Genomic DNA, 13,519 nt, shown 5'->3' with positions numbered 1-13,519 from the left:
GTTGGCATCTCCACTTTCTTAGTTTGTCTTTAGAAGCTAATGAATAGATACGGCTAAATATCATCCTCACGTTTAATCGTTGCATGGTATGCATGCCATGTTCCATAACCTAATATCGGCATGGTAAAGAGCATCCCTACACCAAATGTTGCAAAGCCAATCAAGATACCGCCGCATATAGTGGCAGCCCAGACTATCATCGCCGGAATGTTAGACTTAACCGCATTAAAACTAGTAAACACAGCACTCATCATATCTACATTTTTTTCCATCATTAGCGGGATAGAAAAAGCAGAAATAGAAAAGATGATCGCCGCGATAACGAAACCAACTATTGATCCGATGACTAAGAAAGGGAGAAACTCAGCTAATGGCGCTCCCTGAACAGACGGGTAAAGTGCGTGCAATAGCGCTGCGATACGCATCCAAAATATCATGGCAACGGTGAGCAATACCGCAAATGCCCATTGTGACGACGAGTTTCTGCCAATGGCTTTCATTGAATGCCATAAACTGGCACTTTTGCCCTGCTCTCTCTCCCAGCTTGCGTCATATAAGCCGAGAGCAAGGAATGGCCCAATAAGCATATAAACCACTAACGCAGGCATCACCACTAAATGCGTACCCTGCCACTGTATCAGCAACACAATACTGATTGCAGCACCCATAAAGCATAAGCCATAAAATGCGCTAATCAGTGGCATTCGTATAAAGTCGTGTAAGCCTAAGGCTAACCAGTGAAAAGGAGCAGAGACACTTAGTTGATTACATGGAATGGTGCGAGCATATTGGCTGTTCGGCACCTCTTTTTTTTTGGCATGCATGTCCGAGGGGTTCAGTGTACGCGGCATACATCCTCCTTGATCGATTCTCGTTAATCGCACCTGTTGTTGATGCGTTGAAATTCGATGCCCAGCCTAAAACTACTCAATCATAAAGCGATGCATCACATTTAGTCATACGCAGGCTCACGGCCAACTATCTTTAACTCACAGCTACACGTCGCGCATTAACATATTGTTAACTATTGACCAGTTAGATAGCATTTGCAAACTGTCTATTTTATAAACGCATCACCACTCTGCTTCCGATCCAAACAGAAACCATAAAATACAATACGTTATACCAAAGTTCTATTTACAAAATTTATTCTACCAAAGCACTTTTTTGTTAATAAAACTATTAAATCTTGAACATCCAATGATCTGATACTAGCCTTTCGTTAACAAATAAATAACATTTAACTGCCATGTGTGACTGCGTCAACGTCACACATCAGGACAACTTGGTCAACGTAACTCAGTTTGCTTTATGTGGTCGTACTTAAGGATGTAGTAGAACTTAAAGTGGAATACGCACTTAAAGGTAAAAAAGCACTTAGGTTTATATTGCAACATGTCAGGGAGAGATCGTGTGCATCGTTTTTCGATTCTACGAACACTGGTTAGCTGCGCTCTATTTTTACATTTAAGCTCTGTTGCGAATGCGGCAACGGAGTTCAATTTAACGCAGGGCGTCACTCGGATCAGTGAAGAGGTTTATCACCTCCATATGCTGATTTTTTATATCTGTTGCGCCATTGCTGCGGTTGTCTTTGGCATTATGTTCTACTCCATCATTCATCACCGAAAATCCAAAGGCGCCGTTGCTGCCGACTTTCATGAAAGTACTAAGGTCGAAATCATCTGGACGGTAATCCCCGTAATCATTCTTATCGCAATGGCAATCCCTGCGACCAAAACCTTGGTCGCAATGGAAGACACCAGTAAATCGGACATTACGATAAAAGTGACCGGGTCACAGTGGAAATGGCATTACCACTATTTTGGCGAAGATATTGAGTTTTTAAGTTTACTCAGCACAGCCGTAGAACAGATTGAAGGGGACGAAGAGAAAGGCGAACACTACCTGCTAGAAGTGAATAATCCTCTGGTTCTGCCTATCAATAAAAAAATCCGATTTCTGCTGACCTCTGATGATGTTATCCACTCTTGGTGGGTGCCCGACTTTGCTGTGAAAAAAGACACTATTCCCGGATTTATTAACGAAGCATGGACAAGAATCGATAAACCCGGCATCTATCGAGGCCAATGCGCAGAACTATGTGGACGCGCTCATGGCTTCATGCCGATTGTGGTTCACGCCATGACAGAAGAGAACTACCAGCAGTGGTTAGTGGACAAAAAACAGCAAATGGCCGAAGAAAAAGCCAAAGCTGAACTAGCCCTGTCCAGCAGCATGCCAATGGAACAATTAATGGCGATTGGAGAACAAGCTTACCTAGAACGCTGCGCAGTATGTCATCAAACCACCGGATTAGGCATTCCTAGCGTTTTCCCAGCCATTAAGGGAAGCAAAATCGCAACGGGAGATCTCTCTACCCATATCGACACCGTTGTTAATGGTCGGCCGGGAACCGCTATGCAGGCGTTTATTAACCAAATGACTCAGCAAGAACTCGCCGCGATCATCACCTACCAACGTAACGCTTGGGGCAATGATACTGGCGATGTGATTCAGGCTTCAGACATAAACAACTTTATAAATGCTGCAACAGAGCCAGATAAAGAATCAGAAATCAGCTCGGAGGACAAACAATGAGACCTTCAACCGAGAGTCATAAGAAGATGTCACCTGTAGAGTCTCAATCAAGCGTGAGCGGAACAATGCCTGATGGAACAATACCTGATTCGCCAGTGGACTCTCATGACCATCACGTACCAACAGGTTGGGCTCGCTGGGTCTATTCCACCAACCACAAAGATATCGGTACGCTGTATTTGCTTTTCAGTCTTGCCATGTTCTTTATTGGTGGTGCAATGGCAATGATCATTCGTGCCGAACTGTTTCAGCCGGGATTACAACTTGTTGATCCGGAGTTTTTTAACCAGATGACCACCGTTCATGGTCTTATCATGGTGTTTGGTGCCGTAATGCCTGCCTTTACCGGCCTTGCTAACTGGATGATACCCATGATGATTGGTGCTCCAGATATGGCATTGCCGCGAATGAACAACCTAAGTTTCTGGATACTGCCTTTCGCCTTTCTTATTTTACTGGCCTCTCTATTTACTGAAGGGGGCGGGCCCAATTTTGGTTGGACGTTTTACGCACCACTCTCCACTACTTATGGACCAGACAGTACCGCTCTGTTTGTCTTCTCTGTTCACATAATGGGCATCAGTTCCATCATGGGGGCGATTAACGTTATCGTCACCATATTTAATATGCGCGCACCGGGTATGACATTGATGAAAATGCCCATGTTCGTTTGGACTTGGCTCATCACTGCATTTTTACTTATCGCGGTAATGCCTGTTTTGGCGGGTGCGGTAACCATGGTGTTAACCGATAAATATTTTGGCACCAGTTTTTTTGATGCTGCCGGAGGGGGCGACCCCGTTATGTTTCAGCATATATTCTGGTTCTTTGGTCACCCTGAAGTGTACATCATGATCTTACCCTCTTTTGGCATTATGTCGGCCATAATTCCCGCCTTCTCGGGTAAAAAACTGTTCGGTTATCACTCCATGGTGTACGCCACTGTAAGCATTGCACTACTGTCATTTTTAGTATGGGCGCACCATATGTTCACCACTGGTATGCCGGTGTTTGCTGAGTTGTTCTTTATGTACTGCACCATGCTTATTTCCGTCCCTACCGGAGTAAAAGTGTTTAACTGGGTCGCGACCATGTGGCGAGGTGCACTCACCTTTGAGACTCCAATGTTATTTGCCATCGCCTTTATTGTGCTGTTTACCATTGGTGGTTTCTCTGGGTTAATGCTGGCCATTGTTCCGGCGGATTTTCAGTACCACGACACCTACTTTGTGGTGGCTCATTTCCACTATGTTCTCGTCTCCGGTGCGGTTTTCTCCATTATGGCAGCAGCGTATTACTGGCTGCCTAAGTGGACAGGAAACATGTATAACCAAACCCTAAGCTTATGGCACTTTTGGACTTCGGTTATCTCGGTCAATATTTTGTTTTTTCCAATGCACTTTCTCGGTCTTGCCGGTATGCCAAGACGAATCCCCGACTATGCTATTCAGTTTGCCGATGTGAATCAGGTGGTCTCTATTGGTGGCTTTGCTTTTGGTATTTCTCAACTGCTGTTTTTGTGGGTAGTAATTAAGTGCATCCGTGGTGGCGAAAAAGCGCCCGCCAAACCATGGGATAGAGCCGAAGGACTAGAGTGGACCGTCCCCAGTCCTGCCCCTCATCACACCTTTGAACAACCACCTAAAGTGGATTAGGTAGCGACTATGACTATGCCAAACAATCAATCACCACCAGACGACCAGAAGCCAGTCAGTCAACGCTCGCAAGGGGAGCAAAAAAACCGAAAACTGACGGCTAAGCTCATCGTGGCCACGGTAGCCATGTTCGGATTTGGCTACGCGTTAGTGCCCCTTTATGATGTTATGTGTGACGTGCTAGGTATTAACGGTAAAACCAATGAGGTAGCCGCAGTCCAACCATTGGGAATGCAAATTGATAAATCGCGTCGCATCGACGTTGAGCTAATGGCGCATATTCCAGCCAATATGCCTTGGCAGCTAAAACCCGCCAACAGAGTGCTAACCGTTCACCCCGGTCAAGTTATTCAAACGGTCTATTACGCCACCAACCTTTCAAAAAGAGATTTAGTTGGTCAAGCGGTGCCCTCGGTTTCCCCCGGTTTGGCAGCCAGTTACTTTAACAAAATGGAATGCTTCTGTTTTAGCAAACAACCGCTAAAAGCCGGCGAAAGTGCCGAACTCGCACTGATGTTTTATATCGAACCCACGATTCCAGATTCCGTCCACACTCTGACACTCTCCTATACCCTATTTGATATCAGCGACCAACAAGCATCATCACAGGACGGTTCCATAGTCGTGACAAAGAGAGAAACCGATCCGTCAACAAACCATGATATCGCAATGACGAAAACCGAACTTACTTTAAGGAGCATGCAATGAGCGCAAATTCAGAGCATTCAAACCTTCCCAGTTATTATGTACCAGCCCAGAGTAACTGGCCTATTGTAGGTGCCATTGCGTTATTTTTAATTGCTGTCGGTGCTGGTGTAACAGTGCAAAACATGGGGAGTAATGGCGCCAGTAGTGTGGTGGGCAAATGGATACTCTCTACTGGCGTGATCGTTTTATTGTATATGCTGGCAGGCTGGTTTCGAAATGTCATTAGCGAGTCTCTCGCTGGGCTTTACTCAGACCAGATAAACCGGTCATTTAAACAGGGAATGAGTTGGTTTATTTTTTCTGAAATCATGTTTTTTGCCGCCTTTTTCGGTGCGCTTTTCTACGCCCGAATGATAGCAGTGCCATGGCTTGCCGGCGCAGACAATAACGCCATGACTCATGAGGTATTGTGGCCCGCTTTTGAAGCAATATGGCCCCTCACGTTAACCCCTTCAGGAGTAACAACCGAGGCGATGCCATGGCAAGGCTTACCGTTAACCAACACCATTATTTTGCTTACTTCTTCTATTACTCTGCATTTTGCACACATTAGCTTAGAGAAGAACCACCGAACCGCCTTAGTATTTTGGTTAGAGATCACTATTATTCTGGCTGTGTTGTTCTTGTTTTATCAAGTTGAAGAGTACGTTCACGCTTATCAGGAGATGGGATTAACCCTGCAGTCAGGCATTTACGGTAACACCTTCTTCATGTTAACCGGGTTTCACGGTTTGCACGTACTGCTTGGGACTATTTTTCTTTCAGTATTATTGGCACGAATCGCCTACAACCACTTTACACCAGATAACCATTTCGCTTTTCAAGCTGGCAGTTGGTACTGGCACTTTGTAGATGTGGTATGGCTTTGCCTGTTTGTCTTTGTTTATGTTTTGTAGTGAGCAAAAAAGGAAACGGAAGAGAAAGTTAAGTAACTGACTAGCTAATAATAACCGCTAATACGGGCGTGAGTTTGGCTCTATTAGCCCTGATGATAAGGCGATAATGAGCAACACAACCACTAAAGCCGAAAACATCAATCGACGTCCTAAAAAGTGGCTCATTGGACGCCTTTCTCCCCTCTCCGACGAAGAGGGCTCTTTCACCATATGAAAAAGGGCACGCGCAAGGTTAAAAATGATGAAAAACAGCATCACCACCAAAGTGATTTTAAGTAACAGAGTCATAAGCTCTCCTTTACGAACGTTGAGTAAGTCAGCGTCGTGGGTGTTTGGCACTCTGTTAACTTTGGTTGTATTTGCTCTATTGGTCAACCTTGGACTTTGGCAACTGGGTCGAGGCGAAGAGAAACTAAAAATAGAACACGACTTATCTGCAAGAAAACAGATTCCTGCTATTCCGTTAACGGAATTAAAGCAACAAATGCTGTTGCGTGCGAATAAAAATGTCGTTGGCATTAATGTCGTCGCGTCGCTGAGCAGCACCTCGCTGCCACTCATCTACTTAGATAACCAAACCTTTGAAGGAAAAGCGGGATATTTGGTTTATCAAGCATTTGACCACTCTCCCAACAATAGCATGCTATTAGTGGAGTTGGGGTTTGTTCAAACAGGTAACAATCGTGCACGATTACCAGAGATATCAAAACGGTTACCTTCAGGAGTCCAGCAAGGGCGTCTGTACCAACGTTCTCTTAATCCTCTTAGTTCAGACCTTATGCAGGAAGAAATGACGACGAGTCATCCACAAATACGTATTCAAAACTTAAATTTTGATCAGCTAAGTGAGTCACTGGATAAGGTTTTTTATCCATTTGCATTACAGCCATTTAATCCGCTATCGAAAACCTCAGATAAAGCCGCCGCACAACCACAAGATGCAGGTCAATTTATTATTGGTTCACTTCCTCAACCTTGGAAACCGTTACCGATGTCATCTAGCAAACATTTTGCTTATGCCTTCCAGTGGTTTGCTATGGCAGGCGTTTGGCTACTGCTTATGCTTATTCTGCTGTTTAAAACACGCCGTCAACAACAAAGGAGCGCGTTATGAAACCCTCTCCCCTTGCAGGTGATCATTCTGCCATGCCGTCAGATAGCATCCCCCTAAAGCAGCGTCAATCTAAGGGGCGCTGGATGCTTATTGGTCTGTTTTTTATCTTTGCCCTACCCGCCATTATGGCAAAAACCATTTTATCTCAGCATTGGTATCAATCGGGCGTCACCAATAAAGGGCAGCTTATTGAACCTAGGCTCACCTATGCAGATCTAAATATACAGCTTCCTGCCATTATTAATGACGCGGATCCGAGTTGGCATTTAGGTTATGTGCTTCCCTCTGATTGCCAACAACACTGCCAACAACAACTTCACCTTCTCAAACAGTCCCATACCGCGCTGGGTAAATACCAGCCACGAGTTCTACCTACGGTATTTGTCGCCAGCAACAGCGACACAAGTGTTGCCTTGGATGGCTTTACATCGATCGTCATCAATGACGCTTTTTTGCAGCAGGTTTCTTCCATGGAGTACCTTATTACCGATCCATTAGGCCAGCTAGTAATGAAGTACCCAGCCACACATTCTGCAACGGAGTTAGTCGCCCAAAATAAAGGACTGTTATCGGACTTGCGTAAGCTACTTAAACTTTCTCGGGTTGGCTAGGAGAACGACGAATGAATGCTAAGGAACAGCAAAAGACAAACTTAATCCCGTTGGATCGGTTTAGATTGAGACTGACCAGAGGCGCGATTTTACTCACCATCGCGGTCATCGCATTAGGCGCATATACTCGATTATCGGATGCAGGCTTAGGCTGTCCAGACTGGCCGGGATGCTATGGCCAACTGACTGTTCCTGAAAGCGAGTTAGAGTTACAAAAAGCCAACGAGTTATACCCAAACCAAGGGGTAGAAGCCAGTAAAGCATGGGCAGAGATGATACATCGCTATTTTGCGGGTTCACTGGGCTTAGTGGTCTTTGCTATTACCCTACTGTTCCTCAAAAAATCCGCCGTTCATCGACAAGATCATACTGCACAAGCGGTGGGAACCATACTCCCCTTGGCGTTAACCATATTGGTGATAGCCCAAGCACTACTTGGTATGTGGACGGTAACTTTAAAGTTAATGCCGGTCATTGTGCTCGCTCACCTTTTAGGAGGGTTTACTCTGCTCAGTTTGTTAGTGTTACTCCATACACGTCAATGCGCGGTGCAACAACTCCCTCAACCGCCGATTCAATCACCGCCATCAAATGCAAGCACCACACCTTTACTCAAGTCTTTATCTGTACTAGCGCTCATTGTTGTGGTTTTACAGATATGTTTAGGGGGCTGGACCTCTTCTAACTACGCGGCGCTAATGTGTACCAGCTTACCCATTTGTCAGGGAGACTGGACAAGCCAGCTTGATTTCAAAACCGCATTTTCACTTTATCAACCGGGTTTCGACAACTACGAATTTGGTGTGCTCGATTATGCCGGACGAATGACCATCCACGTTAGCCACAGGATAGGCGCACTGATAACTAGCCTTGTGATGATCTTGCTCTGTTGGCAACTTACAAAGTCCACATCGAATACGCACAAACAAGCGGCACAACAGCTGTTTGTACTACTTATCATTCAAGTCAGTTTGGGGATTAGTAACGTGGTGTTTACTTTACCTCTTACCATTGCCGTACTACATAACGTTTGCGGCGCACTGCTGCTAGCCACGACGGTGCGTATTAACTATCTATTGTTCTCCAAGCCACTATCCACCAGCGATTTAGCACATTCACCAACAGTAAGGCCCCCACTACACAACACCTTATTTGCCCGAAAAGAAACAGGAGATAGCCATGAGTAAAACCTTATTGGCCGAAGGCTCAGCAGAGTTAACTCAATCTAAATTTAAAGTCTATCTGGCGCTGACCAAACCCAAAGTGGTTGCGCTAATGTTGCTTACCGCTCTTGTTGGCATGTGTTTAGCGCTCCCCGGCAGTTTACCGTTGCAGCAAAGTCTTTTAGGCATGATCGGCATAGCCCTTATGGCGGGTTCTGCCGCCGCGTTCAACCACCTGATTGATCGCAGGATTGATGCCATAATGGCACGTACTCATAAACGGCCACTACCATCCGGTGCGGTGAATTCTACCGACGTATTTTTATTTGCTACATCCATTGGAGCCGTTGGTTTTATTACTCTGTTTTGGGGAGTAAACGCCCTTACCGCTTGGCTTACGTTTGCCAGTCTGCTTGGCTATGCAGTGGTGTACACCATGTTCCTTAAACGCTCCACGCCACAAAACATTGTAATTGCAGGAATTGCTGGGGCAATGCCACCGCTACTGGGATGGACAGCGGTAACTGGAGAATTGCACGGTAACGCATGGTTACTGGTGATGATTATTTTTACATGGACGCCGCCCCATTTCTGGGCCTTAGCCATTCACCGTAAAGATGATTACGCCAAAGCAGACATTCCAATGCTGCCTGTGACCCATGGCGTTGAGTACACCAAAACCAGTATTTTGCTTTATACCATTTTGCTGTTCATTGTCTGTATGCTGCCCGCCTTAGTTGGCATGAGTGGCATGATCTACTTAAGCTCTGCGGTAGTATTAAGCGCTGGGTTTATTTACCACGCCTGGAAACTGAAGTACCAAAGCAACGACAAAACCGCCATGGAGACATTTAAATTCTCTATTTATCACTTAATGTTGCTGTTTGTTGCCCTGCTGATTGATCATTATTGGGGATGACAGAAAGGATTTACCAAAAATTCAGTCTTTGATTAGCTGCGGTTGATTGAAATAAGGAGAAGGTTGCTAAAGTGACCCTCTCCTTAAACTAGGGCAAAATCATTAACCCAGTATGGGTCTAGCTCTGATGAGATCATTTATAAATTTTCAATGCGTCCACCAACATATACTGTCCATCCACTTTTTTAACTTGAATCGTATGAATGCCTCTTGATAACTCATTTACCGAGTAAACAACTTTGCCAGACTCCCTGCTAGTAGCATATGTGTCTACTCTAACAGTGGCTTGATTATCCAAAGTTACGTCCATTTTTCCTTGATCAGAGTTGACCTCAGATATAATTTCGATACCTGTACCTTCAAACGTTAGCTCATAATAATCCCCATTTACACGAGTATAAGCGACGTCATCCAAGTAATCAGATAATCCTCTGTTGCTGGAAGTAAACCAAGATCCGGCATACAAGAATTCATTATTATCATTGTTTAGAAGCACAGGTTGATTAGTGTATTTAATTGCATCCAGTTGCATCCAATTACCATCGAGCTTAGTTAATTTTATTGTATGCTCTTTTTGTTCAAGCCCATTAAGAGCAAAAATTACTTTTTGGGGATGATATCCGGATTGGTATGTATTAACTACCCCCTGAGAAACGCCATCTAGTGATACTGCTATTTTCCCTTGAGAGTGACTTTTCGGCCCAATTATAGAGATATCGCTACCAACAAATTTAAACTCAAAATTTGCTCCATTCTCTCCGGTGTAATGTACATCATCACCGAAATCTCCTGCCCCACGATCATTCGATTCTTGCCAGTTGCCAGTATAGCCAATGCTTTGGTTGTCATTGTTTAAAACAACATCACTTTGCTCATTAAACAACCGAGCTTTCAATCCCATTAATACCCGTAATGAATCTGGAGAAACAGTGCCATCTTCATACATCATTAAATTAAATGAAGTTGGTACTTTTCTCTGTGAATGATCAACAACGGTCGAATATGCAGAGTCAACGGTAAATCTCGGAGTACCTATAGCTTGGTTGGCGAACCTAATACCCCAATCATTTTCCATTCTCAGCATACAATGTCCTTGAAGACCAAGATCACCAGTTGTGGTATACACTCCACTTCCTCCAATCGGTGCTCCCTCCGCTTTACACTCTTCACCAAAGGAAAGATCTTCAAAATCCGTATAATGAGCAATAATCCAAGGATTATAAGAAATTAAACGATTAGGATTGCCCTTTTTGGCTGCCTCCCCCAATGCTTCGAACGGTGCAGGATAGTAAACTAGCCCATCATCAAAAAACCAACCATCGAGCCTCTCTCCATAGCGTTCGCCCATCTCTCCGATGACTGTCTTCCAATAATCGAAAAACGTCGCCCTATCTCCTGTTCCGTTATACATAAACTCTGATGGCCACTCATTAAGCTGCCACCAATCCGTTGAGTTGTAGCCCAAATGACTGTCTTGGCCCGTATGATAATAAAGATAGAAACCAATACCCTCTCTATCTAGCGCATCGGCAACATCACCAATTAGATCACGCATTGAAGTGCGATCTGAGTTACCTAGTAGTTGCTCCAAAGCTGATATCGGAGCGTTAATCTCATAAGTCCACCATGTCGCAGACCAAATAACATATTGCGCGCCTGTTTCAGTCACCATGTTAACAAACCTAGCTACATCAAAGTCATCTGCCTGAGCATTTAGTGATTTTTCTGGACCGTTTTGTGGATATCCCCATGCCCCATACTGAAACATCAAACCATATTTATATTGGCTAAACTCGCTGGTATCAGATTTAAACTGAGCCACTCGCTGGTCATAAGCTTGTTTTTTATCTACTTCGATTAGCTCTATTGACTTTAAATCAATATCACCTGAATTTGATGTACGGGTAAATCGCAGAGTATTAACACCAGCAGGAATAGTGATTATGCCTGACGAGTGTCTCTGCCAACCTGCCTTTGATATCGTGTACTTTAAGGAACTTGAAGTGCCTATCACTTCTAACTCAAAAGATTGATTGTCTCGTAGTGGCTTCAATAATGTCGTCACGAAATAACTATTATCAACATCACTTTTTACCTGCCACTCTAGGGGCTCTGATGAGTCAATACTCTGAAGCCATGCATGCTTAGGCTGGCTAAAGGTTTTAACCGAGGTCGAACTGGGTCGTCTGGCTGCAGAAGCCATTAAATAAACGACATTGTCCTTAACTCTAGTATGGTCAATAATAATGGGCATTGGTCCAGTCTGTTCAATGACTCCAGCATAGCTGATGCTAATAGTCGCTACAGACGCCCATAACAAAATTAACAACTTTTTCATGCTTCTTACCTCTTTTCCATTGACGCCATTCGCGTGACCTCAAGATGCAGGGCTCAGAGCATCTTGAGGCTATTTGAATACACGTTCTAATTAAACCGTCGCATTTTTAGAGTGGTTTCCAGATTCAAGTTCTATTTTTTTCTGGTTAGTTTTATTTTTCTCTAGGGTTTGTTTTACTTCATCTAGATAATCTCCTTTTAATTTATAAAAGCGAGAATAGATGTAATATGAAATAGCCGCGACAAAAACAGGGAAAGCTAAAAATAGAAAGCGCATACTTGCTATTGTCTCAGGTGATTGAGTTTCGTTAGGGATATAACCGCTAACGGTCAACACTATACCCATAATAAATCCGGTTGCCGCATTACCCAGTTTAAATTGCATTGGCATTGCTGCAAATATTACTCCTTCAGCGCGTTTACCGGTTTTAAGCTCTCCATAGTCCATACAGTCAGTAAGCATAATAATCATCAAAACCAACATAAAACCATGTCCAGCACGAACCAGTATTGAACCAATAGCAATTAATACAACATTATGTAGTGCGTAAAAGCTTGAATAAGCCAACACTGCACAACCTAATATAGGCAATAAATAGGCAATCTTAGTTAATGCTTCGCGACTTATTTTCTTAAGCACAAAAGGAATAGTTAGCTGGGTTATCACTTCAGCGATACCGGCTACCAGCATAAAAGTGCCAAATAACTCTTGACTCTCTACTACATAGGTAAAATAGTAAACAGCAAAGTACAAAATGGTTCCAACAATATTAAAAAAGAAGAATAAGGCTAAAAAGATAATAATTAGCTGATCATTACTTTTTAACATATTCCAAAAATCTTTTAAGGTGTATTGAGGTTTATCTTCTGCCTCTTGATTCTCTTTAAAATTAGTTAAAAGAACCATCATAGCAATAAAGAAAAGAACCGCTGCCAATGTAGCAGTCAGGCTAAATCCACGCCCTTGATCACCATCACCTAAATAATCGACTACCACAAAAAAGAATGAACCTATCACCATCCACGCGACACTAATCATACTGCGCGGCCAAATAACTAAACTCGCCTTCTCTTCGTCTGACTTAGCAACATTTGGCAAAATACACCAGAAAGGAATTTCAATAGCCGTAAATGCCATACCCCATAATATATAGGTTACTGTGATATAAACATATAACATACTTCCTTCTAGCCATTGAGCATTAAACATAGCAATAATCAATAATGTGTTGAGCAACGCGCCAGTAAAAAGCCATATTTTTATACGACCAAACCGACTTTTAGTTTTGTCTACTAAAATACCCATCAGTGGGTCATTAAATGCATCCCATATTCGGGCAATCAAAAATAATGTACCAACAAATGCGGGGGACACTCCCAATATATCCGTAAAATAAAACATAGCGTATAATAAAACAACGCCACAGGTTATATCTTTACCGAATGCTCCTATCCCATAGGACAGCTTTGTATTTAATGAAATAGTACTCATACCATCACCTTTCATGTAAATTT

General features: G+C 43.5%; 12 protein-coding genes. 8 read left to right on the top strand and 4 right to left on the bottom strand.

The genetic code is table 11. From position 1 onward, the window contains the following. Positions 1 to 53: 53 nt before the first annotated feature. Positions 54 to 851 carry a DUF2189 domain-containing protein gene (locus CHJ_RS06025; RefSeq protein ID WP_171751873.1) on the bottom strand — a complete coding sequence of 266 codons (798 nt, stop codon included), beginning with the start codon at positions 849 to 851 and terminating at the stop codon, positions 54 to 56. A 589-nt stretch (positions 852 to 1,440) separates the two neighbouring features. On the opposite strand from CHJ_RS06025, the gene coxB reads away from it, so the two are divergent. Genes coxB through CHJ_RS06005 form a run of 4 tightly spaced genes read left to right on the top strand, consistent with a single transcriptional unit; the run spans position 1,441 to position 5,860 of the window. Further along, positions 1,441 to 2,601 (top strand): cytochrome c oxidase subunit II, encoded by a 1,161-nt coding sequence (coxB, locus tag CHJ_RS06020; protein ID WP_317918084.1) that lies wholly within the window; start codon positions 1,441 to 1,443, stop codon positions 2,599 to 2,601. Beyond that, on the top strand, positions 2,598 to 4,256 hold the full coding sequence (gene ctaD, locus CHJ_RS06015) for a cytochrome c oxidase subunit I (RefSeq protein WP_171751875.1): 1,659 nt from the start codon (positions 2,598 to 2,600) through the stop codon (positions 4,254 to 4,256). Before coxB ends, ctaD begins: the two co-directional genes overlap by 4 nt. 15 nt (positions 4,257 to 4,271) lie before the next feature. After that, positions 4,272 to 4,964: a cytochrome c oxidase assembly protein gene (locus CHJ_RS06010; protein ID WP_171751919.1), complete on the top strand. Its 693-nt coding sequence runs from the start codon at positions 4,272 to 4,274 to the stop codon at positions 4,962 to 4,964. Beyond that, complete coding sequence (locus CHJ_RS06005; protein ID WP_171751876.1) at positions 4,961 to 5,860, top strand: cytochrome c oxidase subunit 3; 900 nt, start codon at positions 4,961 to 4,963, stop codon at positions 5,858 to 5,860. The genes CHJ_RS06010 and CHJ_RS06005 overlap by 4 nt, the downstream gene beginning before the upstream one ends. A 57-nt stretch (positions 5,861 to 5,917) precedes the next feature. Here CHJ_RS06005 and CHJ_RS06000 read toward each other — a convergent pair whose 3' ends face one another. Beyond that, positions 5,918 to 6,148: a DUF2909 domain-containing protein gene (locus CHJ_RS06000; RefSeq protein WP_171751877.1), complete on the bottom strand. Its 231-nt coding sequence runs from the start codon at positions 6,146 to 6,148 to the stop codon at positions 5,918 to 5,920. Between CHJ_RS06000 and CHJ_RS05995 the strand changes: the two genes are divergently transcribed. Genes CHJ_RS05995 through cyoE form a run of 4 tightly spaced genes read left to right on the top strand, consistent with a single transcriptional unit; the run spans position 6,099 to position 9,667 of the window. Continuing rightward, a complete protein-coding gene (locus CHJ_RS05995) occupies positions 6,099 to 6,974 on the top strand; it encodes an SURF1 family protein (RefSeq protein ID WP_317917166.1) in 876 nt (291 codons plus the stop codon). The two genes, CHJ_RS06000 and CHJ_RS05995, sit on opposite strands and share 50 nt — an antisense overlap. 32 nt (positions 6,975 to 7,006) lie before the next feature. Further along, positions 7,007 to 7,585 carry a hypothetical protein gene (locus CHJ_RS05990; RefSeq protein ID WP_317918083.1) on the top strand — a complete coding sequence of 193 codons (579 nt, stop codon included), beginning with the start codon at positions 7,007 to 7,009 and terminating at the stop codon, positions 7,583 to 7,585. 11 nt (positions 7,586 to 7,596) lie between these two features. Then, positions 7,597 to 8,772 (top strand): COX15/CtaA family protein, encoded by a 1,176-nt coding sequence (locus CHJ_RS05985; protein ID WP_317917165.1) that lies wholly within the window; start codon positions 7,597 to 7,599, stop codon positions 8,770 to 8,772. Further along, positions 8,765 to 9,667 carry a heme o synthase gene (cyoE, locus tag CHJ_RS05980; protein WP_171751880.1) on the top strand — a complete coding sequence of 301 codons (903 nt, stop codon included), beginning with the start codon at positions 8,765 to 8,767 and terminating at the stop codon, positions 9,665 to 9,667. Before CHJ_RS05985 ends, cyoE begins: the two co-directional genes overlap by 8 nt. A gap of 133 nt (positions 9,668 to 9,800) precedes the next feature. On the opposite strand, the gene CHJ_RS05975 is transcribed toward cyoE, so the two are convergent. Both CHJ_RS05975 and melB read right to left on the bottom strand, forming a co-directional pair. Continuing rightward, on the bottom strand, positions 9,801 to 12,005 hold the full coding sequence (locus CHJ_RS05975; protein WP_317917164.1) for an alpha-L-fucosidase: 2,205 nt from the start codon (positions 12,003 to 12,005) through the stop codon (positions 9,801 to 9,803). A 90-nt stretch (positions 12,006 to 12,095) separates the two neighbouring features. After that, complete coding sequence (melB, locus tag CHJ_RS05970; protein WP_317917163.1) at positions 12,096 to 13,511, bottom strand: melibiose:sodium transporter MelB; 1,416 nt, start codon at positions 13,509 to 13,511, stop codon at positions 12,096 to 12,098. Between the last annotated feature and the right edge of the window lie 8 nt (positions 13,512 to 13,519).

It is taken from the genome of Vibrio sp. MACH09 (assembly GCF_033238805.1).
Taxonomy (GTDB): domain Bacteria; phylum Pseudomonadota; class Gammaproteobacteria; order Enterobacterales; family Vibrionaceae; genus Vibrio.
This window is presented reverse-complemented; position numbering and strand designations above follow the sequence as displayed.